Consider the following 22,535-nt stretch of genomic DNA (forward strand, 5'->3'; position numbering starts at 1 on the left):
CCTTCACCGCTCCCGCGCCCCCGGGTAACGGGCCCTCAGCCGCCCGGAGTCCACACGTACGGGGTGGTCGTGGTCACCGCCGTCAGGCCGAGCCGGCCGAGGATGGGGGCGCTGTCCTCGGAGGCGTCGACGTAGAGGTGGCGCACGCCGCGCTCGGCCGCGAGGCGGGCGCGGTGGGCGATCAGCGCGCGGTAGATGCCGCGACCGCGCCAGGCGGCGAGCGTGGAGCCGCCCCACAGTCCGCCGAAGTCGGTGCCGGGGTTCAGGACCAGCCAGGCGGCGCTGACCATCCGCTCCCCGGCCTCGGCGGCGAGTACGGCGATGTCCCGCGGACCGGCGGCGATCCGCCCGGCGAGGTCCTCGGCGAGCCAGCCGAAGTCCTCCCGCCACACCTCGCTCTGCAGGGCGGCGAGGCGTTCCAGGTCGGCCCGGTCCTCGATCCGGCGGATGCTCAGCCCGGGGTCGAGCCGCACGGTGGTGGCGGCGAGGGCCGCGGACTCGCCGATGACGACCGTCTCGCGCTCCTCGGGTACGAACCCGGCCGCCCGCAGCCGCTCGGGGAGGTCGCCGGGCAGGTCGTGCCCGCGGGTCTTCCACTCCACGGCCTCGCCGCGCGCGGCCCAGAACTCCCGCTGCCGGGCGATGAGTTCGTCGAGCGCCGCGCCGCGCAGGCCGAGGTCGCGGGGTCCGGTGATCAGGCCCCGGTGGCCGCCGGTGACCCGGGTGAGCGGGCCGTCGCAGGTCACCTCGCGGCCGGGGCCCGGGGTGCTGACGCCCCGCAGCTGGGCGTCGTAGGCGGCGCGGAGTTCTTCGATGAGTGCGTCGGTCACGCCCTCACCGTCCGCGCCGCCCGCCCGGGGCGCAACGGGTTTTCGCGCCCTCCGCTCAGCGGACCTTGCGGTGGACGTTCTCCTTCTGGGAGGGGCCGGGGGTGGCGTCGGCGATCCAGGGGCCCTCGCCGCTGGGGTCGATCACGCCCTCCTCCAGCCAGGTGTAGGCGCCGCCCATCAGGGACTTGACGAGCTTGCCGTCGATGTCGTCGGTGTTGGTCCACAGCCGGGCGAAGAGCTCGTCGGTGCGGATCCGGGACTGGCGGCAGAAGACGTCGGCGAGCTGGTAGGCCTCCTTGCCGTGCTCCCCGCGGCTGCGCAGGAGTTCGGCGCGTACGCAGGCGGCGCTCATCGCGAAGAGTTCGGCGCCGATGTCCACCACCCGGCCGAGGAAGCCCTGCTTGGTCTCCATCCGGCCCTGCCAGCGGGACATGGCGTAGAAGGTGGAGCGGGCGAGCTTGCGGGAGGCGCGTTCCACGTACCGCAGGTGGTGCGCCAGGTCGGCGTGCCCGCTGGGGTGGAACTCCTGGTAGCTGCTGGGCAGTTGGCCGGGTCCGGCGACCAGCTTGGGCAGCCAGCGGGCGTAGAAGCCGCCCGCCCTGGCGCCCGCCTTCGCCTTGTCGCCGAGGCTCTTCTCCGGGTCGATGAGGTCGCCCGCGACCGAGAGGTGGGCGTCGACGGCCTCCCGGGCGATCAGCAGGTGCATGATCTCGGTGGAGCCCTCGAAGATGCGGTTGATGCGCAGGTCGCGCAGCAACTGCTCGGCGGGGACGGCGCGTTCGCCGCGGGCCGCGAGGGACTCGGCGGTCTCGAAGCCGCGTCCGCCGCGGATCTGGACGAGTTCGTCGGCCATCAGACAGGCCATCTCGGAGCCGTAGAGCTTGGCGAGCGCGGCCTCGATCCGGATGTCGTTGCGGTCCTCGTCGGCCATCTGCGAGGAGAGGTCGAGGACGGCCTCCAGGGCGAAGGTGGTCGCGGCGAGGAAGGACAGCTTCGCGGAGACGGCCTCGTGCCGGGCCACCGGGCGGCCCCACTGCTCGCGCACCCCGGACCACTCGCGGGCGATCTTCAGGGCCCACTTGCCCGCCCCGGCGCACATCGCGGGCAGCGAGAGGCGTCCGGTGTTCAGCGTGGTCAGCGCGATCTTCAGTCCGGCGCCCTCGGGGCCGATGCGGTGGGCGGCCGGGACCCGCACCCGGTGGAAGCGGGTCACGCCGTTCTCCAGGCCGCGCAGGCCCATGAAGGCGTTGCGGTTCTCCACCGTGATGCCCTCGGAGTCGGCCTCGACCACGAAGGCGGTGATGCCGCCCTTGCGGCCCTCGGAGGCGGGCACCCGGGCCATCACCACCAGGAGGTCGGCGATGACGCCGTTGGTGGTCCACAGCTTCACCCCGTCCAGGAGGTAGCCGTCCTCGCCGTCGGGTTCGGCGGTGGTGGCGAGCCGGGCCGGGTCGGAGCCGACGTCCGGTTCGGTGAGCAGGAAGGCGGAGATGTCGGTGCGCGCGCAGCGCGGCAGGAAGGCCTGCTTCTGCTCCTCGGTGCCGAACATCTTCACCGGCTGCGGTACGCCGATGGACTGGTGCGCCGAGAGCAGCGCGCCGACCGCGGGGCTGGCGGAGCCGACCAGGGCGAGCGCCTTGTTGTAGTAGACCTGGGTCAGGCCCAGGCCGCCGTACTCGGGCGAGATCTTCATGCCGAGGGCGCCGAGGTCCTTCAGGCCCGAGAGCACCTCGTCGGGGATGCGGGCCTCGCGCTCGATCCGGGCCGAGTCGATCTTGGTCTCGCAGAACTCCCGCAGCTTGGCGAGGAAGGCCTCGCCGCGGCGGGCGTCCTCCTCGGCGGGTACCGGGTGCGGGTGCACCAGGTCGAGGCGGAAGCGGCCGAGGAAGAGCTCCTTGGCGAAGCTGGGCTTGCGCCAGTCCGCCTCGCGGGCGGCCTCGGCCACCTCGCGCGCCTCCCGCTCGGTGACGGTCGGCCCGGTGGCGGACGTGGAGGGGGTAGGAGGTGTGGTTGCTGCGGTCATGCTGGCTCACCTCGCCGCGAGTCGGCTGGCCGGGAGCGGGCCCAGAACGCGGCCGCTCTCCGCTGACGGTGCTACCCCGTCGTATCTACCCCGTGATGCCGGACCTCACCAGATTTGCCGGGGCGTTCGGCCGAGTGGCCCGCGCGGACGGGCGGCGACGGCGGCGGCCGGACCCCCGTGGGAGGTCCGGCCGCCGCCGTCGTACGGGTCCGTGGGACCCCCTGCTCAGAGGTCGAGGCCCGTCAGGACCATCACCCGCTCGTAGGTGTAGTCGTCCATGGCGAAGCGGACGCCCTCGCGTCCGACGCCGGACTGCTTCACGCCGCCGTAGGGCATCTGGTCGGCGCGGTAGGAGGGGACGTCGCCGATGATCACGCCGCCCACCTCCAGGGCGCGGTGGGCGCGGAAGGCGGCCTGCACGTCGTGGGTGAACACCCCTGCCTGGAGGCCGTACTTGGAGTCGTTGACCGCGGCGAAGGCGGCCTCCTCGGAGTCGGCGGACTGGAGGGTGAGCACCGGTCCGAAGGCCTCCTCGCAGGAGAGGGTGACCTCGGCGGGGACCTCGGCGAGCACCGTCGGGGCGTAGCTGGCGCCGTCCCGCTTGCCGCCGGTGAGCAGTTTCGCCCCGGCCGCGACGGCCTCCTCGACCCAGCTCTCGACCCGCTTGGCGGCGTCCTCGCTGACCAGCGGGCCGACGTCGGTGGCGTCGTCCGCGGGGTCGCCGGTGACCTGGGCGGCGACCGCGGCCACGATCCGGGGCACCAGGCGCTCGTAGAGCGAGGCGTCGGCGATGACGCGCTGCACGGAGATGCAGGACTGGCCGCCCTGGTAGTTGGCGAAGGCGGCGATCCGGGTGGCCGCCCAGTCGAGGTCCTGCTCGCTCGCGTAGTCGCCGAGGACGACGGCGGCGCCGTTGCCGCCCAGCTCCAGGGTGCAGTGCTTGCGCGGCACGGAATCCATGATCTGGAAGCCGACCTTGTCGGAGCCGGTGAAGGAGATGACCGGCAGCCGCTCGTCCTGGACCAGGGCGGGCATCCGCTCGTTGGGCACCGGCAGCACCGACCAGGAACCGGCGGGCAGTTCGGTCTCGGAGAGCAGCTCGCCGAGCAGCAGTCCGGACAGCGGGGTGGCGGGCGCGGGCTTGAGGATGATCGGGGTGCCGACCGCGAGCGCGGGGGCGATCTTGTGCGCGCACAGGTTCAGCGGGAAGTTGAACGGGGCGATGCCGAGGACCACGCCCTTGGGGAAGCGGCGGGTGAAGGCGAGCCGTCCGGCGCCGCCCGCGTCGGTGTCCAGGCGCTGGGCCTCGCCGCCGTTGAACCGGCGGGCCTCCTCGGCGGCGAAGCGGAACACCGACACGGCGCGGCCGACCTCGCCGCGGGCCCACTTCATCGGCTTGCCGTTCTCGGCGGAGATCAGCCGGGCGATCTCCTCGGTGCGCTCCACGAGGCGCCGCGAGACGTGGTCGAGGGCCGCGGCCCGGACATGCGCCGGGGTGGCGGCGAACTCCTCGCGTACGGCGTAGGCGGCGGCGAGCGCCTCCTCGACCTCGGCCTCGGTGGGCACGGCGGCCCGGCCGACGAGGCGGCCGTCCCAGGGGGAGGTCACCTCGAGGACGTCCTCGCCGGCGGTCCGGCGTCCGGCCAGCCAGAAGGCGTGGGTGGCTGCCTGGTTCTCCATCTCGGACACCGGCCCTTTCCTCAAGTCGTGGTGTCGGTCCGTCGTGCTGTCGGTCCGTGGTGCTGACGGTGCTTGCGGTGCGTCGCGCCGGTCGTGCGGTGGTCGCGGGGCGCGCCACACGGCGTCCGGGGCGGGGCGGCCGTGCCTCCACCGTAGGGGCGCCGGGAAGGACGGGGGTTTGTCCTGCGCGTAGGAGTGGCCCCCGGCTCTTCGACGGATTGGCAGGGGCGCCCGGTGGGGGCGTACGCGGCGTGCGCGCCCCAAGCGGGGCACCCCGGGTCCCGGCGGCTCGGCTCCGGGCGGCCGGGCCGTCACTGCTCCGGCGCGGCCGTCGTCTTCAGCGCGAGCCACAGCTCCATCCGCACGTCCGGGTCGTCCAGGGAGCGGCCGAGGATCTCCTCGACCCGGCGCATCCGGTAGCGCAGGGTGTGCCGGTGCACGCCGAGGTCGGCGGCGGCCGCGTCCCACTGCCCGTGCCGGGAGAGCCAGGCGCGCAGCGAGGCGACCAGATCGCCGCGGCCGGTCGCGTCGTGCTCGTGCAGGGCGCGCAGGAGTCCGTCGGCGAAGGCCCGTACGGCGTCGTCGGCGAGCAGCGGCAGGACCGAGCCCGCGGCGACCTCCTCGTGCTCGACCAGGCAGCGGCCCCGGCGGCGGGCGACCGAGAGCGCCTGCTCGGCCTGCTTGTAGGCGGAGGCGGCGGCGATGGGCCCGGTGGGCGCGGAGAGCCCGGCCACCAGGGATTCCTCCGAGGCGTCCCCGGGGTGCTCGCCCTCGCGGGCGCGGTCGAGGGCCGCGGCGTGCTCGGCGCAGGCGGCGACGGCCGCCCCGCCGTCCACGGTGAGCAGCACCAGGCGCTCCCCCTCGGGCACCACGAGCAGCGACTCCCCGGCCCGGGCGGCGGCGGACTCCATGGTGTCCCGCAGCGCGCTGAGCGGTTCGGTGAGGGGCGCGCCGCCCCGGCGGGCGCCCGCGCGGGCGCTCTCCGCGCGGCCGCCGCTCACCGGCTCGGCGATGATCAGCCGGAAGGGCGCGTCGAGCAGCGAGCCGTAGAGGTCCCCCGCGACCGCGCGGGCGTGGTCGGGTTCGCCCGCGAGCAGCATCCGCAGGACCGCCGCGCCGAGCCGCTGCTCGGCCTGGTGCAGCGAGCGGGAGCGCTCGGTGGTGAGGGTGAGCAGGGCGATGGCGGCGTGCACCGCGTAGCGCTCGGCGGTGCCGAGCGTCCCCGCGGTGCCGACGGCGAGCGCGGCGCGCGGCAGCCGCCCGGCGCCCAGGGTGTGCAGTTCGGTGCGGTCCTCGGCGCCGCCGATCACGGCGCTGGCCGGGGCCGGTCGCTCGCGCAGCCGCTCCACGTCGGGGGTGAGCCGGGCCGCGCGCCGCTGCGCCCAGTCGGGGGCGGCGGCGACCACGGTGCCGGCGGCGTCGTAGAGCGCGGCCCAGCCGTCGACCTGCGCGGCGAGGGCGGCGAGCAGCCCTTCGGGGCCGCGCTGCATGGCCTGCTTGGTCAGCTCGCGCTGGGCGGCGAAGCCCGCCGTCACGGCGCGGTACTGGTCGGCGGCGATGGCCGCGGAGACCGCCTTGCTGATCGCCAGGAAGGGGGTGCGCCGGGGCACCGCGAGCAGCGGCAGCCCCTCCTCGGTGGCGGCGTCCAGGAGCGCGGCCGGGATGTCCGCGTAGTGCACCCCGACGGCGAAGCCGAGGCCCGCGACGCGGGCGCCGGTCAGCCGCTTCACGTAGCGGCGCATGGCGGCCGGGTCCTCCGCGTCGAGCTTGAGCGCGGTGATCAGGAGCAGTTCGCCGCCCTCCATGTACGGGACGGGATCGGCGAGTTCGCTCGCGTGCGCCCACCGGACGGGGGTGTCGAGGCGGTCCTCGCCGGCGCGCACGGTGAGTTTCAGCGCGGTGTGCTGGACGAGCGAGGCGAGCGTCGGAGGCATAAGCCCTTCTGATCTGTGCTGCGTCGGGGGTGAGCAGGCGGCCAGGAGGCGTTGCGCCATGAACATTTTGCCGCTGCGTATGAACGACTGCTGTCGATTCTGCCTCACTGTATGAGCACGCGTGTACGTCCCGGTACGGTTTGCTGCCGGGCGCCGGTCTTTCGCTTCCGCACCACAGCCTTCACAGAGCCCTCACCTCACGCTCCGGGTGCGCGGATTCAGCTCCGCAGGTCCACCAGGAGCGGATCGGCCCGCGTCCCGTCCACGGTGGTGACGGAGAGCACCGCGTGGCCCGGCGGCACCTCCTGCGCCAGCTCGGAGGCGGACCAGTGGTCGCGCTCGACCTGCCGTACGGTCACCGCGTCCGTGGTGACCTCCTTGCCGGTGGCCAGCCTGCGCAGCGCGTGCAGGGCGCGGGTCAGCGGCTGGTCGGCGAAGACGGTGTGCTTGGCGACCTCGCGGGTCTCCACCCACTTGGTGCCCCAGGCGGCGGCGAACCCCCGGCCGTCCCAGGTGGTCACCCCGGAGAAGGCCGCCCGGCAGCCGACCGCCCCGTGCAGCGGACCGTGCAGCGACTCCGGCACCTCGCTCATGCTGCGCAGGGCGAGGACCACCCCGGCGTGGGCGGCGCGCAGCCGGTGCAGGGCGCCGACGGTGTCCCGGCTCAGGGTCTGGCCGGCGTCGTCGAGGACCAGGCAGGCGAAGTGGCCGGGCGCCGCGCGGTCGGCGGTGACCGCGAGGAACTGCGCGAGGACCAGGCGGGCGAGCAGCCGCGCGGCCTCCTCGTGCGGCCGGCCCGGCAGCTCGATGCGTACCCGCAGCGGATGCCGGGCCACGGCGCGCAGCGACAGCGGCCCGCCCCCGCCGCCGGTGGCGAAGAAGTCGGCGAAGGCCGGGCGGTCGAGCAGGCCGAGCCGGTCGGCGAGGGCGGGCGCCGGGTCGGTGGCACCGCCCGCCTGCCGCGAGCGGGCCTCCAGCTCGCGCAGCATCGCCTGCTGCCCGGCCGCCGCGAGCGCCTCGCGCAGCGGGTCGAGGGCCCCGGGCAGCCCCTGGAGCAGTTCGCACAGCTCCGGTACGGCCGGGAAGTGGCCGTGCACCGCGCGGTAGGGGCCGAGCAGCTGGGCGAGCGCGGTGGCCGCGCGCCGGGTGTCCACGGACTCCAGGTCGCCGACCAGGCCCTCGGCGAGGAAGGCGGCGGCCTCGTCGGGGTCGGCGGTGCCCGCGTACAGGTCGAGGTCGTGGGCGGAGGCGGGGTTGCCCGGCTTGACCACCACGTCGAAGGCCTCGTCGGGCCCGAGCGGCACCCCGGCCGCGCCGACCGCGATCACCGCGCAGCCGCCAGTCAGCGCCTGCAGGGTGAGCGCCTCGACCACCGGGCGCACCAGGTGCCGGGTCTTGCCCGCGCCGGGCGGCCCGACCGCGAGCAGCGAGGTGCCGAGGACCGTGGGGTCCAGGGCGGCCCCGGCGCCCCGGCTCTGCGCCTCGTTGCGGTCGTCGTCCACGCAGGCGCCGAGGCGCACCTGCCCGGTGAGCAGATCGTGCCGGGCGCTGCGGCCGGGGACGTCGCGGTCGCCGGAGGGGTGGGTGAAGGCGGCGGCGCCCTCGCGCAGCACGGTGTCCGCGAACTCCTTCACCCGCGCCGGGTCCCGCCGCGCCGTGTCCCAGGCCCGCCGGATCCGGGCGCAGTCCACGTCGTTCATCCGCCCGGCGCGCAGCTCCGCGGCGAGGAGTTCGGCGGCCTCCCGCTGACCGGCCTCGCGCAGCTCGGGCCACTCGGCGGCGGCCACCGCGGGCGGCCCGGCGGCCAGCGGCGCGGCCCCCGGCTGCCCGCCCCGGGCGGCGAGCGTACGCACCAGCCCCGGCCAGTCCCCCAGCTTCATGAAGGGCCAGAGCACGGCCAGAGTGATGAGCGTGTAGACGCTGTACGTGAGGAACTGCGAGCGGAACATCTCCTCGCCGAAGACCAGGCTCAGCAGGCTGAGCACCGGATACACCAGCGGGATCTCGTAGTTCCAGACCAGCAGCAGCAGACCGGTGGCGAGCAGCGCCGAGGCCAGCGCCCGGGCGGGCTGGGGCCGCTCCTCGACGAAGAACCGCAGGGCGGCACGCCAGTTCCCGATCCGCCCGAAGCCGAAGACGAGGAGCGCGAAGACGGCCCCGCTGTACACGTCCAGGGCGTAGGAGCCGTCGAGGCCGACCGGGGCCGTCGTACCGCTGTGGAACCAGTCGTTCGGCGTGAACACCCGCAGCAGGGCGAACTGGTACGGGATGTCGCCGTCCTGCCAGAGCGACCACAGCAGGGCGCCGGAGAGGAAGGAGATGAGCATGCTGATCAGCAGCGCGCGGCTGAAGCCGGACCGCTCCTCGGCCTCCGGCGCGGGCCGCACGTACCCCTGCCGCCACAGCCCGGGCGCCGCGTCCGGCCGCGGCGCGTCCAGCCACTCCCGGGTCCCGCCGCGGGTCCCGGGTGCCTGTCCGGGGACCGGCGGCGCGGCGGGCGGCGGGGGTGCGGCGGGGGCGGGCGGCGCCGAGGGGGGCGGGCCCGCCGGGCGCGGCACCGGGTGCGGCTGGACACCGCGCGCGTCCTGTGTGCCGTCACTGCCGTCGGTGTGCATGGCCTGTGCCCCCTGACCAGCCGGTCTCCTGAGTCCGGTGGTCAATCTAGTGCCCGCGGCAAGGGAGTTCACCGCTTACGCGGCCGGGGCGCCCGGCGGCAGCCGCCTTCTGGCCATGTCCACGGCGGACAATCGCCCCCGCGAAAAACGCCCCACTGGAGCATGCCCAGGGTGCGGGCCCGGCCCTAGCCTGCGAAGAAAGCAGAGAAAGCCCCCGCAAATCCCCCAGGAGCCCAGGAGCCCCTCATGACCGCAGTCCCGCAGGAGCGCCGCCTCGTCACCGCCATCCCCGGTCCCAAGTCGCAGGAACTCCAGGCCCGGCGCAGTGCCGCGGTCGCCGCGGGCGTGGGCTCGGTGCTGCCCGTGTTCGCCGCCCGGGCCGCGGGCGGCATCGTCGAGGACGTGGACGGCAACCGCCTCATCGACTTCGGCTCCGGCATCGCCGTCACCTCGGTGGGCTCCAGCGCCGAGGCCGTGGTCCGCCGCGCCTCCGCGCAGCTCAGCGACTTCACCCACACGTGTTTCATGGTCACGCCCTACGAGGGGTACGTGGCCGTCGCCGAGGCCCTCGCGGAGGTGACCCCGGGCGACCACGCGAAGAAGTCGGCCCTGTTCAACTCCGGCGCCGAGGCCGTCGAGAACGCCGTCAAGATCGCCCGCTCGTACACCAAGCGGCAGGCCGTCGTCGTCTTCGACCACGGCTACCACGGCCGGACCAACCTCACGATGGCGCTGACCGCGAAGAACATGCCGTACAAGAACGGCTTCGGCCCCTTCGCCCCGGAGATCTACCGGGTGCCGGTGGCCTACGGCTACCGCTGGCCGACCGGTCCGGAGAACTGCGGGCCGGAGGCGGCCGCGCAGGCCGTCGACCAGATCAGCAAGCAGATCGGCGCGGAGAACGTCGCCGCGCTCGTCATCGAGCCGGTGCTCGGCGAGGGCGGCTTCATCGAGCCCGCGAAGGGCTTCCTGCCCGCGCTGCGGAAGTTCGCCACGGAGAACGGCATCGTCTTCGTCGCCGACGAGATCCAGTCCGGTTTCTGCCGTACCGGCCAGTGGTTCGCCTGCGAGGACGAGGGCATCGTGCCCGACCTGATCACCACCGCCAAGGGCATCGCGGGCGGACTGCCGCTCGCCGCGGTGACCGGCCGCGCCGAGATCATGGACGCCGCGCACTCCGGCGGCCTCGGCGGCACCTACGGCGGCAACCCGGTGGCCTGCGCCGGTGCGCTCGGCGCCATCGAGACCATGAAGGAGCAGGACCTCGCCGCCCGGGCCCGCCGGATCGAGGAGGTCATGAAGGGCCGTCTGGCGGCCATGCAGGAGAAGTTCGAGATCATCGGCGACGTACGCGGCCGGGGCGCGATGCTCGCCGTCGAGCTGGTCGAGGACCGCGAGGGCAAGGAGCCGAACGCCGCCGCGACGGCCGCGCTCGCCAAGGCCTGCCACAACGCCGGACTCCTCGTGCTGACCTGCGGCACCTACGGCAACGTGCTGCGCTTCCTGCCCCCGCTGGTGATCGGCGAGGACCTGCTCAACGAGGGCCTGGACATCCTCGAAGAGGCGTTCACACAGCTCTGAGCCCTGCGCCCCGACAGCCCCCGGGACCTGCGGAAACCGCACCGGACCCGGGGGTTTCGGCTGTCCTCGGCGCGCTCACTCGGGCAGACTTCACCGCACACAGTGTGAAGAAGGTGTGCGAGCAGCATGGCGGCTTTCCGATGCCTCTGTTGCCCGCCCTGACCCTGCCTTAGGTTTATCGCAGATGAGTGAAACACCCCGCTCACAGGGGACTGTGGGCGATGCCGGAGCGTGGCCTCCCCAGCTACGAGACGGCCGTGCCTTCGCGCACGCACCCGGGGCCTCGCGCTCCGGAATTCCTCACCGATCGGACCGCCGCCCGCCCCAAACCCCCCGGGGCGCGCGGCACACCGATCAGGACGGCCGCCTCGGAACCATCCCCCCCGTTCCGGGGCGGCCGTACGCACTTCCGCTCCTTCTCGGGCTGTGCGCCCTCGCCTTCGCCCTGCTGACCTGGCAGGTCGTGAGCGAGGGCCCGCTGCTGCGCGCCGACGAACGGCTCAGCGGCGCCCTCGCGGGCCGGCAGCCGAGGGGCGCGGCCGAGTTCTTCGCGGACCTCGGCAACATGGAGGTCGCCCTCCCGGTCCTGCTCCTCTTCCTCGGCGCGGCCGCCTGGCACGCCCGCCGGGCCGACCGGCGGCGCCGGTGGCTGCCCCCGCTGGCCGCGCTCGCCGCCTTCGCCGCCGTCCCGCTGCTGGTGGTCCCGCTGAAGGCCCTGGTGGACCGGCCGGGCCCGCCCGGCGCCAACCCCGGCGGCTACTACCCCTCCGGGCACACCGCGACGGCCACCGTGGTCTACGGGATCTGCGCCCTGCTCCTGCTGCCGCTGCTGCGCCGGGCCGCCCGCCGGATCGTGATCGCCCTGTGCGTCCTGATCAACCTCGGCGTGGGCTGCGGCCTGGTGCTCCGCGGCTACCACTGGCCGCTCGACGTGGCCGGCAGCTGGCTGCTCTGCCTGCCGCTGCTCGCCGGGTACGGGGGGCTGACGGCACGCTGGGGCCGCTGACACCGCACGCCTCGGCCGGAGCCGTCAGGGCCCGCCGCTCCCCCGCCTGTCGGTCTGCCCTGCCGGTCCCGCCTGTCTCCCCTGCCCCGTCCGTCCCGCCTGTCCGTCTGCCCAGCCTGCCCCGTCCGTCCCGCCTGTCCCCCTGTCCCGTCCGTTCCGTCAGGTCCCCGTGAGGTCTGCCGCCTCGCGCAGCGCCAGTTCGAGAAGGGGCGGGTCGGTGAGGGTGCCCTCGCCGTCGGGGAGGATCAGCCACCGCATCCCGGTGCCGAGGCGCTCGGGGTGCGGCACCGCGATCCAGGTGCCCGCGCCCGCCCCGCGGATCCCCTCGCCGAACCACCGCCCCGAGGTGCCCGGCGGCACGAAGAAGCCGAGGCGGGCGTCGCCGATCCCGGCGAGCACCGGCCCCGGGCGGTCCGTACAGCGCAGCAGCACGTCGAGGGCGGCACGGCCCAGCGCGCCCGGCACGAGCAGCACGTCCCACAGGGCGCCCGCGGGCAGCAGGACGACCCCGTGCGGGTCCTCCTCCCAGGATCTTTCGCACCCCTCCGGGTCCGGCGCCGCGGACAGCAGCCACTCCACCGCCCCCGAACCCGCCTGCGAGCCAGCCATGCCGGGACACCTGCCCTTCCCTGTTCCCCTGTGGTCCTGCCTGCGCGGTCACTGGAGAGAGGGGCAACGGGGCGGAGCATTACGCGAGTTCGGGAATTGGTCGGTGGCGCGGCGGCGCACGGCTGCCGGAGCCGCACGCCCCGGCCCGCGCCGTCTCGCGCGCGGGGGCGTTGTCAGTGGCGCCTGGCACACTCACGGTCATGGTGAGGATCGAGGACGGGCTGCACTCCCGTGAGGCGCTGGCGCAGGCGGTGCTCTCGGGCGCCGAGGTGGAGTATCTGCACTTCTGGGGGCACCGGCCCGCGGCGGACGGCCGCATCGGGCGCGGCTGCCTGAGCCAGTGGTGGCCCGCGCCGTTCACCGTGGACGGCGTGGCGTACGCGACCGCCGAGCACTGGATGATGGCGGGCAAGGCGCGCCTGTTCCGGGACGAGGCGGCCGAGCGGGCGGCCCTGGCGGCCGCCTCGCCCGCCGCGGCGAAGACGGCCGGCCGCCGGGTGCGCGGCTTCGACGAGGCGATATGGGCGCGGCAGCGCTTCGGCCTGGTGGTGGAGGGGAGTTTCCACAAGTTCGCGGCCCATCCGGAGCTGGCCGCGTTCCTGCTCGGCACCGGCGAGAAGGTGCTCGTGGAGGCGAGCCCGGTCGACCGGATCTGGGGCATCGGCCTCGCCGCCGCGGACGAGGCGGCGCGGGATCCCGCCCGCTGGCGCGGCGCCAACCTGCTCGGCTTCGCCCTGATGGTGGCCCGCGAGCGCCTGCGCCTGACGACCGGTCAGCAGCACCCCTCCCCCGGCTCACCGGACCGCCCCTGACGGGGCCCCTGACAGGCGGGGCCCGGCGAACGGTACGGGGGTACGGTCGCCGGGCCCCGCCGAGGCCCCGCCCTGTCCTGGACGGGGGCGAAGTGCCGGTGGTGCGGCCTCAGATGGTGAGGCCGTAGGCGCTGAGCACCTCCGGGACGGGCTGGTAGAAGGAGGTGCCGCCGCTGGTGCAGTTGCCGGAGCCGCCGGAGATCAGTCCGAGCGCGATGGTGCCCGAGAAGACCGGGCTGCCGCTCGAACCGGGCTCCGAGCACAGCGTGGTCTGCGCGAGGCCGGAAACCACCTGTCCGTTGCCGTAGTTGACGGTGGCGTTCAGCCCGGTGACCGTGCCGCAGTGCACGCCCGTGGTCCGGTCGTTGGTGGTGCACACCTGCTGGCCGACAGTGGCCTGGCCCGCCCCGGTGATCTGGGTGACGACGCCCGTCGCGTTGCGGACGTCGCTCGGGTGCGGCACGGCGGGGTTCTGGTACCGCACGAGCCCGTAGTCGTTGCCGGGGAAGCTGGACCCGGCGGTCGAGCCGATATAGACGGTGAGCGCGGGGTCGGCGTACCAGTCCTGGGCGGCCTCGGTGCAGTGACCCGCCGTCAGGAAGTAGTAGTCACTCCCGTTGTGCACATTGAAACCGGCGGTGCAGCGGGCGCCCGCGCCGTAGACACTGCTGCCGCCCGAGACATGCGGGCGCAGGGTGCCGTCGACCCGGTTCAGGCTGACCGCCTGCGCGTACGGGGCGGTCGCGCGCTTCAGCCGGGCCAGTTCGGTGGCGTCCACGGTGGAGTCGGCGGTCAGGGCGAGGGTGCCGGTGGCCGGGTCGAGCGACCAGGCGGTCCCCGGCACATCGGCGTCCAGGACCGCCTCGGCGGCATGGGCGGCCGCCGCGCCGGTGGGCTCCTGGGCGGCCGAGGCGCCGGTGCCCGGGGTGAGGAAGAAGGCGGCGGTCAGCAGACCGGCGGCGGCCAGGGCCTGGCGGCGCAGGGTGCGGTTCCGGCGGGGCGAGGACGAGCGTCTGAGCTTCACAGGGACCTCCGGGAGGAGAGCGGCCGGACCCGCGGGCAGGGTCTCGGGGCCGCGTGGTCCGTGCCGGTGCGGACGCGCTCTGACATGTATGCGACATGTCCTCGGGAGTATCGAAGCCCCGGCCCACCCGCACAAGGGAGGCAACCGGACAGCCTGAGCCCCCCTGTCCCGGGCGGGAAGGGCCACTTCGCACGTATCGGGTGCGCGCCTCCCGGCGGGGAGGCGGCCACTTCACGGGAGGCCCCTTCGCGGTACGGACGGCCATTCCCGGGCTTGGAAGGCCACTTCACGACACGAGTGGCCATCTCTCGGGCGCGGGAGCCCACTTCACCGTACGAACGGCCATCTCCCGGGCTGAGGAGCCCACTTCACAGCACGAAGGCCCACGATCCGGGCGCGGAAGCCCACTTGAGCCGCCGGGCGCCGGGCGCCGAGGAGACGGCAGAGCCGGAAGTCGACCGGCCGGGCCGGCTCCCGAGGCTCAAGTCTCAAGGCAGGGCAGGGCAGGGCTCAGGGCTCAGGAGGCGATCATCACGATCGCCAGGATCGCGGACAGCCCCGCGCCCACCGAGCCGCAGATGATCCCCGCGAGTGCCTGCCCGCCGTTGGTCGCCTCTCCCCTGCTGACCTTGCCGCGCTGGACCGTGCCGAAGACGATCGCCATCATCCCGAGCAGGAGCGCCAGCGGCCACATGCAGAATCCGGCCGCGGAGACGATCCCGGTGACCAGCGAGGCGACGCCCATGCCGTTGCTCGGCATCGGCGCCGCCCCGTTCCAGCCGTAGGGCGAGGGCGGGTACGGGGCACCGGTGTAGGGCGGCATGCCGTACGGCGCGGGGGGCGCACCGTACGGCGGCGGCGCGGCGCCCGGATACCCGTACCCCGCGGGCCCGCCCAGCGCCTGGGGCACCGGCGGCACCGCCTGCTCCGGGGCGGCGAAGGGGTTGGGCGCGGCGAAGGGGTCCGGCGCGGCGAAGCCGCCGGTGCTCGGGGCCCCGGATGCCCCGCCCGGCACCGAGAAGCCGGACGAGCCCGCCCCGGGCCCGGCGAAGCCTCCGCCGGTACCGAAGTGCTGACCCGAGGCGCCGCCCCCGGCCGGTCCGCCACCGGTGCCGGGGCCCTGACCGGGTGCGGCCGGGCCCTGCCCCGGAACCGCCTGCCCCGGCCCCTGCACGACAGGTCCCGCGCCCGACTGCTCGGCGGGGCTCTCCCCGAACGGGAAGGACAGCGAGGTCAGGGTGGGCTGGCTGTGCAGGGAGGTGTCCGGCGGCGGGGTGGCGGCGGCCGGTCCGGGGACCGCGTCGCGCGGGCCCTCGGCCACCGGAGCACCGGAGTCGACCGGGGCCCCGGTACCGGCCGGGGTGCCACCGCCGGTGCCGGGGCTGCCCGGCGGTGCGTCCCGCGGTTCCCCGGCCGGGACGGTGAAGTCCGGCTGGGTGAGCCCCGCTCCGGACACCCGGTGTGCTCCGGACCCGGTGTCCGCGCCGGGCCCCGGCGGTTGTGCCCCGGCCGCCGGGGCATCGAGGTACTCGGGCTTCCCGGGTACCGCACCCTGGCCCTCGGGTTGCTGCGGTTCCACGGCCATCGGCGGTCCCCTCCACGTAGCGTGCCCGTCATGCTACGTGGCGGCACGCCCGTTTCCGGGGCCGCCTACGATGATCCTCGTACCAGCCGATCAGCCGATCACCCGCGCCCCGCGAGGGCGCCGCACCACGGAGGACCCCGTGACCGACCTGCACGACTTCATCGCCGACCTGCCCAAGGCAGAGCTCCATGTGCACCATGTCGGCTCGGCATCCCCCCGCATCGTCTCCACACTGGCGGCCCGGCACCCCGACTCGAAGGTCCCGACCGATCCCGAGGCGCTCGCCGACTACTTCACCTTCACCGACTTCGCGCACTTCATCGAGGTCTACCTGTCGGTGGTGGACCTGGTGCGCACCCCCGAGGACGTCCGGCTGCTCACCTTCGAGGTGGCCCGGGACATGGCGCGGCAGCGGATCCGCTACGCGGAGCTGACGATCACGCCCTGGTCCTCCACCCGGCGCGGGATCGACGAGCGCGCCTTCATGGAGGCGATCGAGGACGCCCGCAAGGCGGCCGAGTCCGAGCTGGGGGTCGTGCTCCGCTGGTGCTTCGACATCCCGGGCGAGGCCGGTCTGGAGGCCGCCGAGGAGACCCTGCGGCTGGCGGTCACGGACTCGCTGCGCCCCGAGGGGCTGGTCTCCTTCGGGCTCGGCGGGCCCGAAGTCGGCGTACCGAGGCCGCAGTTCAAGCCGTACTTCGACCAGGCCAGGGCGGCGGGGCTGCGGTCGGTGCCGCACGCCGGTGAGACGACGGGCCCGGAGACGGTCTGGGACGCGCTGGAGCACCTCGGCGCCGAGCGGATCGGCCACGGCACCAGCAGCGTCCAGGACCGCCGGCTCCTCGCGCACCTCGCCGAGCACGGCATCCCGCTGGAGGTCTGCCCGACCTCGAACATCGCCACCCGCGCGGTGGCGCGCATCGAGGAGCACCCGCTGCCGCGGATGGTGGAGGCGGGCGTACCGGTCACCATCAACTCGGACGACCCGCCGATGTTCGGCACCGACCTGAACAAGGAGTACGCGGTCGCGGCGAAGCTGCTCGGCCTCGACGAGCGCGGGCTCGCGGAGCTGGCGAAGAACGCGGTGCGCGCCTCCTTCCTGGACCGGGCGGGCAAGGAGCGGCTGCTCACCGAGATCGACACGTACACCGCCGGGCGACTGGCCCCCTGAGCTGCGGCCGGGCCCTCGCCCGGCACAATGGCGGCATGCCGACCGTGACTGCCGTGGCCCACCGCGGGGTGCCCTACCTCGCCCGTGAGAACACCCTGGACTCGCTGCGTCTGGCGCTCGAACTGGGCGCCGACGCCGTGGAGTTCGATGTCCGCCTGACCCGTGACGGGCTGCCCGTCGTGCTGCACGACGCGAGCCTGAAGCGGTTGTGGGGGCACGAGCGGGCGCTGAGGTCGCTCACCGCGAAGGAGGTCGCCGAGCTGACCGGCGGCGGGGTGCCGAGCCTGGCCGAGGCCCTGGCGGCGACCGGCGGCGCCCGGGTGATGGTGGACGTGCCGGGGGCCACGGCCGCCGACGTCCGCCGGATCGTGGCGGCCGTGCAGGAGGCCGGGGCCGCGGACCGCGCGTACTACACCGCGGCCACCGAGCAGATGCTGCGGGTCCGCGCGGCCGATCCGGCGGCGGAGATCGCGCTGACCTGGACCTCGCTCGCGCCGCCGCGCCCCGGGGTGCTGGCCGCGGTCGCCCCGCGCTGGCTCAACTACCGCTTCGGCCTGGTGGACCGGGACCTGGTGCGGCGGGTGCACGAGGACGGGCTGCTCGTCTCGGCGTGGACCCCGGACACCCGGCGGAGCATGCGCCGGCTGCTCGCGGCCGGGGTGGACTCGCTCACCACGAACCGCCTCGACGTCCTCCTCGCGCTCCGCGAGGCGGCGGCCCCGGCCTGAGGCGCCGCGAACTTCTGCCGAAGCCTTTCCGAATTCCCGAGGCCGTCCAATACTGAACGGAACACGTGGAGTTGATTCTCCCGGACGTCTGCCGCCCGGGAGAGGTGGCGGCCGGGGCGGGACGGAAGAGGTCCTCAATGCGAATGGAACTGCGCCACCTCAGAATCCTCTCGCAGGTGGAGGCCTCGGGCAGCATACGGAAAGCGGCGCGGGCGCTGTGCCTGGCCCAGCCCGCATTGACCGCCCAGGTGAAACGTATTGAAAAGGAGCTGGGCGGCGCGGTCTTCACCCGCTCCAGAGACGGCGTCCGATTAACGGAACTCGGCAGATATGTGATTGGCAGCGGCCGGGAACTGCTGGCCGATTTCGATCGGCTGGTCGCGGAGACCTCCGCACTGGCGCGCCGCACCGCCGGGTCCCGGCCGCTGCGGCTCGCCGCCATGGCCGAGCTGGACCTGCCCACGATGCTGACCACCCTCGCCGACCTGCTGCCCTCGGTGAGCGTGGCCACCAGCACGGTGCCCACACTCACCGAGGGGACCCGGGCGCTCGGTGCCGGAGAGGTCGACGCGGCTTTGCTGTTCGCTTTTCCCGGGGCCGAATGCAAACTGCCCGAGGAGGTGGGATACCTGGACATCGTCCCGGTGGAACCGGCATTCGTGGCCTTTCCCGCCGACCATCCGCTCGCCGACCGGGCGGAGGTTCCGTTGTGCGAACTGGCCGGGGAATCCTGGATTGCGGCCGATGATCCGGAGGAATGCGGGCGCGAGCGCCTCTTCCACCGGGCCTGTGAACGCAGTGGTTTCGTCCCACGGATCCGGCACCGCGCGCTCTCCTGCGAGATAGTGCTGCCGCTGGTGCGCCGGGGCGAAGGAGTCGCCCTTGTGCATCCTTTGTGCACCCCGCCGCCCGACATTGTCTTCCGGCCGCTGGCCGGTTCTCCGGTGTCCCGCTCGATTTCCCTGTGCTGGCAGCGGAGTTCGGTGGTCGACGCGCGGATTCCCGTCCTGGTGGAACGCCTGGCGGAGGCCTACCACCTGAAGGTCGGCCGCCGCCCGGTCTACCGCGACTGGTGGCTGGCCCACGAGGGCCCGCTGCGGGCCCGGGTCCCGGAGGGCTCCCCCGCGCCGGCGCCCTGCCTCGAACCCCTCGCGGCCCTCGGCGGCTGCCTCTGCTGAGCGCTGAGCTGCTGCGGCGCACGTGGCAGTGCCCTCCACGGACGGCACTGCCACGTGCGCGGGGGGTGGCTCAGCGGGTGGCGATGGTGGAGTTGATCCAGCTCTGCACCGCGGTGGTGTCGCTGTATATGGAGTTGGTGTTGCCGCAGGTGGACTCGCCGGGGCCGGAGGCGCCGCGGCTGGTCACGCCGACGAGCTTGCCGCCGACGAGGGCGGGGCCGCCGGAGTCGCCGTAGCAGTCGGTGGCGGTGACGGAGGTGTCGAAGCACAGCTCCCAGGAGCCGTTGATGCCGCCGCACTGGGAATCGGCGACCAGCTTGGTCCCGAGGGACTTCAGCGAGGGGCTCATCCCGCCGCAGCCGTAGGGCGCACAGGTCTGGCCGTAGCCGTACTCGGTGACGCTGGAGCCGACGGCGGGGGTGCTGGTCGCCATCGCGAGCGGGGCGCCCGAGACGGACGTGGACAGCTTGTAGAGGCCGAAGTCGTAGCCGCCGTTGTACGAGGGGTGCCGGACCCACTTCGAGGTGCTGACCAGGGTGCCGCCGCTGTTGGTCTTCGCGGAGCCGACGCGGACCTGGGTGGCGCCGCTGCAGTGCCCGGCGGTGATCACCCAGTTGCTCTTGATGAGGGCGGCGCTGCACCACATGCCGTCGCTCTGGTCGCCGATGACCGCCGCCCAGGAGGGGGCGTTGGTGACCACGCTGCCGCCGACGATCGGCTGCGGGGCGGCGGTGGCCGCGCCCGTGGTGAGGGCCAGCGCCGCGGCGCTGGTGGCACTGAACACCGCGGCCAGGCCCGCAAGTCTCTTCTTCATGTGATTCCTCTCGCCGGGGCGGATCTCCGCCGGGCCGGGCGCGCTGCCCGGCCGGAATCACTGTGCGCACCCGCGCGCGGGACGAGAAGGTACCGGCCCTATATCGCACTGCTGTCACGGGAGTTGTGTGCGGGCCGGGCGGGAGCGTCCGCGAGGTATCGCCGTCCGATATCTGCCCGGGGCGGGCCGGCCCACCGCAGGATCCCCCTGACCGCTCCACCCCCGCCTCAGAATCAGGAGCCCCCCATGCGTACTCGCCGTCCCCTGCTGTCCGCCGCGCTCGGCCTCGGTCTCGCCCTCGGCGGCCTCTCCCTGACCGCCTCCCCCGCGGGCGCCGCCCCGGCACCGCTCGCCACCGACTCGGTCGCCGCGTACGCCGGTTCCGCGGAGAACGCCGCCGCGAACAAGGCCTTCTACGAGGCCGTGCAGCGCTCGGTCGCCGAGAAGCGGGCCGCCAACCCGGGCGCCGCCTCGGTCACCGTCATCTACAACACCTCCAGCGCCCCGAGCTTCCGCACGCAGATCGCGCGCAGCACCTCGATCTGGAACGCCGCGGTGCGCAATGTCCAGCTGCGCGAGGGCAGCAACCCGGACTTCAGATACTACGAAGGCAATGACTCCCGCGGCTCCTACGCCTCCACCGACGGCCACGGGCGCGGGTACATCTTCCTGGACTACCAGCAGAACCAGCAGTACGACTCGACCCGGGTGACCGCCCACGAGACGGGCCATGTGCTCGGCCTGCCGGACCACTACTCGGGCCCGTGCAGCGAGCTGATGTCGGGCGGCGGCCCGGGCACCTCCTGCACCAACTCGCAGCCGAACGCGGCGGAGCGGCAGCGGGTGGACCAGCTGTGGGTGAACGGCATCGCCCCGGTCGGGGTCGCCGCGCGCTGAGCCCGGTGAAGACCGCGGGCCCCGGACGCTGCCTGCGTCCGGGGCCCGTGTTCCGTGCGGCGGGTCAGTCCAGCGAGGTCATCACGTGCTTGATGCGGGTGTAGTCCTCGAAGCCGTAGCCGGAGAGGTCCTTGCCGTAGCCGGACTGCTTGAAGCCGCCGTGCGGCATCTCGGCGACCAGCGGGATGTGCGTGTTGATCCAGACGCAGCCGAAGTCGAGGGCCTTCGACAGGCGCATGGCCCGGGCGTGGTCGCGGGTCCAGACCGAGGAGGCGAGCGCGTAGTCGACGCCGTTGGCGTGGGCGATCGCCTCGTCCTCGTCGCGGAAGGACTGGACGGTGATGACCGGTCCGAAGACCTCCTTCTGGATGATCTCGTCGTCCTGCTGGAGACCGGAGACCACGGTCGGCGCGTAGAAGTAGCCCTTGTCGCCGACGCGTTCGCCGCCCGCCTCCACCTTGGCGTGGGCCGGGAGCCGGTCGATGAACCCGGAGACCTGGGCCAGCTGGTGGGCGTTGTTCAGCGGGCCGAACAGGACGTCCTCGTCGTCGGGCTGCCCCGTCTTGGTGTCCTGGGCGGCCTTGGCGAGGGCCTGGACGAACTCGTCGTGCAGGGACTCGTGGACCAGGACCCGGGTGGCGGCGGTGCAGTCCTGGCCGGCGTTGAAGAACCCGGCGACGCTGATGTCCTCGACGGCCTTGGCGAGGTGCTCGCCGCGGACGTCCTCGAAGACCACCACGGGGGCCTTGCCGCCGAGTTCGAGGTGGACGCGCTTGAGGTCCTTGGAGGCGGACTCGGCGACCTGGGAGCCCGCGCGCACCGAGCCCGTGATGGCGGCCATCGCCGGGACGGGATGCTCGACCATGGCGCGGCCGGTGTCGCGGTCGCCGCAGACCACGTTGAAGACGCCCTTGGGGACGACCGAGCCGATGATCTCGGCCATCAGCACGGTCGAGGCCGGGGTGGTGTCGGAGGGCTTGAGGACCACGGTGTTGCCCGCGGCGAGCGCCGGGGCGAACTTCCACACGGCCATCATCATCGGGTAGTTCCACGGGGTGACCTGGGCGACGACACCGAGCGGCTCGCGCCGCACCAGCGAGGTCAGGCCCTCCATGTACTCCCCGGCCGAGCGCCCCTCCAGCATCCGCGCGGCACCCGCGAAGAAGCGGATCTGGTCCACCATCGGCGGGATCTCTTCGGTGCGGGTCAGACCGATCGGCTTGCCGGTGTTCTCCACCTCGGCGGCGATCAGCTCCTCGGCCCGCTCCTCGAAGGCGTCCGCGATCTTGAGCAGCGCCTTCTGCCGCTCGGCGGGGATCAGGTCCCGCCAGGCGGGGAAGGCCTCGGCGGCGGCCTTCATCGCGGCGTCGATGTCCGCGGCCCCGGAGACCGGCGCGGTCGCGTACGCCTCTCCGGTGACGGGGTTGACGACCTCGGAGGTCCGTCCGTCGGCGGCGTCGCGGAACTCGCCGCCGATGTAGTTGCGAAGCTTGCGCAGCCGACCCGGCTCGGTGGTCACTCCGGCCCTCCTGACGGTGTCCAACGGGTGAGATGTCCACCCTAGCCCGCGGCCCCGTTCCGCGACATAGCCCACGGCCGCGGAAACCGCCCCGGGGAGAACATTTTCCTGGCCGCCCCCGCTTTCGGCGCACAAACACCGCCCGCTACCCGCTTCCCGTGCAAGGTTGCCCGGGTGCGGGGAGCACCGCGCGTACCGGCGCCATGACTCCGGGCGGGGACGGGCCGCCCGGCGCACCATCCCTCCGGATCCGGGCGGGCGGCGGCTTCCGGGTCCGCCGCGGGGAGCCCGTACGAGTCCGCCGGGGCGCCCGTGCGAAAGCGCCGCGGCGGGCGCGCGGGGGCGCCCCGGCGGGCGGGCTGGGCCCATCCGCGGCAACCGGCCGCCGCCTCCTCACCCGTCCGGGGGTGGCCAAACAGACGTGCCCCCGGCGCGGAGGCGTGCGCCCCGGCGGATCGCGCCGGGGCCTTGCGCCGCCCCCGCGCCCCTCGGCCCCCGCCCGCCCGCGCCGCCCGTTCATGTGCTTACA

General features: G+C 74.1%; 16 protein-coding genes and 1 pseudogene. 7 read left to right on the forward strand and 10 right to left on the reverse strand.

All coding sequences use genetic code 11. The features are described 5' to 3' along the window. Positions 1-35: 35 nt before the first annotated feature. From MID12_RS05790 to MID12_RS05810, 5 genes are all read right to left on the reverse strand, one after another. On the reverse strand, positions 36-830 hold the full coding sequence (locus tag MID12_RS05790) for a GNAT family N-acetyltransferase (protein WP_263165252.1): 795 nt from the start codon (positions 828-830) through the stop codon (positions 36-38). Between the two features lie 55 nt (positions 831-885). Beyond that, a complete protein-coding gene (locus tag MID12_RS05795) occupies positions 886-2,853 on the reverse strand; it encodes an acyl-CoA dehydrogenase family protein (protein ID WP_263165254.1) in 1,968 nt (655 codons plus the stop codon). Positions 2,854-3,078: 225 nt separating this feature from the next. Further along, complete coding sequence (locus MID12_RS05800; protein ID WP_040256432.1) at positions 3,079-4,533, reverse strand: aldehyde dehydrogenase family protein; 1,455 nt, start codon at positions 4,531-4,533, stop codon at positions 3,079-3,081. Positions 4,534-4,844: 311 nt separating this feature from the next. Beyond that, positions 4,845-6,467, reverse strand: coding sequence for a PucR family transcriptional regulator (locus tag MID12_RS05805; protein WP_040247676.1), 1,623 nt, complete (start codon positions 6,465-6,467; stop codon positions 4,845-4,847). Positions 6,468-6,685: 218 nt separating this feature from the next. Continuing rightward, the gene (locus MID12_RS05810) at positions 6,686-9,082 is read right to left on the reverse strand and encodes an ATP/GTP-binding protein (RefSeq protein ID WP_263165256.1); all 2,397 of its coding nucleotides are present in this window, start codon (positions 9,080-9,082) and stop codon (positions 6,686-6,688) included. Between the two features lie 246 nt (positions 9,083-9,328). On the opposite strand from MID12_RS05810, the gene gabT reads away from it, so the two are divergent. Further along, a complete protein-coding gene (gene gabT, locus MID12_RS05815) occupies positions 9,329-10,663 on the forward strand; it encodes a 4-aminobutyrate--2-oxoglutarate transaminase (protein ID WP_263165257.1) in 1,335 nt (444 codons plus the stop codon). Positions 10,664-11,126: 463 nt separating this feature from the next. Further along, positions 11,127-11,669, forward strand: coding sequence for a phosphatase PAP2 family protein (locus MID12_RS05820; protein WP_263165258.1), 543 nt, complete (start codon positions 11,127-11,129; stop codon positions 11,667-11,669). A gap of 159 nt (positions 11,670-11,828) precedes the next feature. On the opposite strand, the gene MID12_RS05825 is transcribed toward MID12_RS05820, so the two are convergent. After that, positions 11,829-12,278: a hypothetical protein gene (locus tag MID12_RS05825; protein WP_040247683.1), complete on the reverse strand. Its 450-nt coding sequence runs from the start codon at positions 12,276-12,278 to the stop codon at positions 11,829-11,831. 200 nt (positions 12,279-12,478) lie between these two features. On the opposite strand from MID12_RS05825, the gene MID12_RS05830 reads away from it, so the two are divergent. After that, positions 12,479-13,090: an NADAR family protein gene (locus MID12_RS05830; protein WP_263165260.1), complete on the forward strand. Its 612-nt coding sequence runs from the start codon at positions 12,479-12,481 to the stop codon at positions 13,088-13,090. 109 nt (positions 13,091-13,199) lie between these two features. Here MID12_RS05830 and MID12_RS05835 read toward each other — a convergent pair whose 3' ends face one another. Both MID12_RS05835 and MID12_RS05840 read right to left on the reverse strand, forming a co-directional pair. Beyond that, positions 13,200-14,114 (reverse strand): S1 family peptidase, encoded by a 915-nt coding sequence (locus MID12_RS05835; protein ID WP_263165262.1) that lies wholly within the window; start codon positions 14,112-14,114, stop codon positions 13,200-13,202. Between the two features lie 517 nt (positions 14,115-14,631). Continuing rightward, positions 14,632-15,699, reverse strand: a complete 1,068-nt coding sequence (locus MID12_RS05840) for a DUF4190 domain-containing protein (RefSeq protein ID WP_263165264.1) — start codon at positions 15,697-15,699, stop codon at positions 14,632-14,634. Between the two features lie 30 nt (positions 15,700-15,729). Here MID12_RS05840 and MID12_RS05845 point away from each other — a divergent pair. The 3 genes and pseudogenes from MID12_RS05845 (at position 15,730) to MID12_RS05855 (ending at position 18,776) form a co-directional block, all read left to right on the forward strand. Beyond that, positions 15,730-16,870, forward strand: a pseudogene (locus tag MID12_RS05845) (adenosine deaminase). Positions 16,871-16,905: 35 nt separating this feature from the next. After that, positions 16,906-17,598, forward strand: a complete 693-nt coding sequence (locus MID12_RS05850) for a glycerophosphodiester phosphodiesterase (RefSeq protein ID WP_263165266.1) — start codon at positions 16,906-16,908, stop codon at positions 17,596-17,598. 143 nt (positions 17,599-17,741) lie between these two features. After that, a complete protein-coding gene (locus MID12_RS05855; RefSeq protein ID WP_208868859.1) occupies positions 17,742-18,776 on the forward strand; it encodes a LysR family transcriptional regulator in 1,035 nt (344 codons plus the stop codon). 70 nt (positions 18,777-18,846) lie between these two features. Here the strand turns inward: MID12_RS05855 and MID12_RS05860 are convergent, their stop codons facing one another. Next, positions 18,847-19,590: a S1 family peptidase gene (locus tag MID12_RS05860; RefSeq protein WP_040247696.1), complete on the reverse strand. Its 744-nt coding sequence runs from the start codon at positions 19,588-19,590 to the stop codon at positions 18,847-18,849. A 246-nt stretch (positions 19,591-19,836) separates the two neighbouring features. On the opposite strand from MID12_RS05860, the gene snpA reads away from it, so the two are divergent. Then, positions 19,837-20,487 carry a snapalysin gene (snpA, locus tag MID12_RS05865; protein WP_040247697.1) on the forward strand — a complete coding sequence of 217 codons (651 nt, stop codon included), beginning with the start codon at positions 19,837-19,839 and terminating at the stop codon, positions 20,485-20,487. 64 nt (positions 20,488-20,551) lie between these two features. On the opposite strand, the gene MID12_RS05870 is transcribed toward snpA, so the two are convergent. Beyond that, complete coding sequence (locus tag MID12_RS05870; protein WP_040247699.1) at positions 20,552-22,006, reverse strand: gamma-aminobutyraldehyde dehydrogenase; 1,455 nt, start codon at positions 22,004-22,006, stop codon at positions 20,552-20,554. Positions 22,007-22,535: the final 529 nt, after the last annotated feature.

Origin of the sequence: Streptomyces sp. SCSIO ZS0520 (genome assembly GCF_025643355.1) — a bacterium.
GTDB lineage: Bacteria > Actinomycetota > Actinomycetes > Streptomycetales > Streptomycetaceae > Streptomyces > Streptomyces physcomitrii.

Excerpts from the sequence above, each read along its gene's own strand:
- MID12_RS05810 (WP_263165256.1), bottom strand. The coding sequence starts at position 9,082 with ATGCACACCGACGGCAGTGACGGCACACAGGACGCGCGCGGTGTCCAG.
- MID12_RS05855 (WP_208868859.1), top strand. The coding sequence starts at position 17,742 with ATGGAACTGCGCCACCTCAGAATCCTCTCGCAGGTGGAGGCCTCGGGC.
- gabT (WP_263165257.1), top strand. The coding sequence starts at position 9,329 with ATGACCGCAGTCCCGCAGGAGCGCCGCCTCGTCACCGCCATCCCCGGT.
- MID12_RS05860 (WP_040247696.1), bottom strand. The coding sequence starts at position 19,590 with ATGAAGAAGAGACTTGCGGGCCTGGCCGCGGTGTTCAGTGCCACCAGC.
- MID12_RS05850 (WP_263165266.1), top strand. The coding sequence starts at position 16,906 with ATGCCGACCGTGACTGCCGTGGCCCACCGCGGGGTGCCCTACCTCGCC.
- MID12_RS05805 (WP_040247676.1), bottom strand. The coding sequence starts at position 6,467 with ATGCCTCCGACGCTCGCCTCGCTCGTCCAGCACACCGCGCTGAAACTC.
- MID12_RS05800 (WP_040256432.1), bottom strand. The coding sequence starts at position 4,533 with ATGGAGAACCAGGCAGCCACCCACGCCTTCTGGCTGGCCGGACGCCGG.
- MID12_RS05830 (WP_263165260.1), top strand. The coding sequence starts at position 12,479 with ATGGTGAGGATCGAGGACGGGCTGCACTCCCGTGAGGCGCTGGCGCAG.
- MID12_RS05795 (WP_263165254.1), bottom strand. The coding sequence starts at position 2,853 with ATGACCGCAGCAACCACACCTCCTACCCCCTCCACGTCCGCCACCGGG.
- MID12_RS05825 (WP_040247683.1), bottom strand. The coding sequence starts at position 12,278 with ATGGCTGGCTCGCAGGCGGGTTCGGGGGCGGTGGAGTGGCTGCTGTCC.
- MID12_RS05840 (WP_263165264.1), bottom strand. The coding sequence starts at position 15,699 with ATGGCCGTGGAACCGCAGCAACCCGAGGGCCAGGGTGCGGTACCCGGG.
- snpA (WP_040247697.1), top strand. The coding sequence starts at position 19,837 with ATGCGTACTCGCCGTCCCCTGCTGTCCGCCGCGCTCGGCCTCGGTCTC.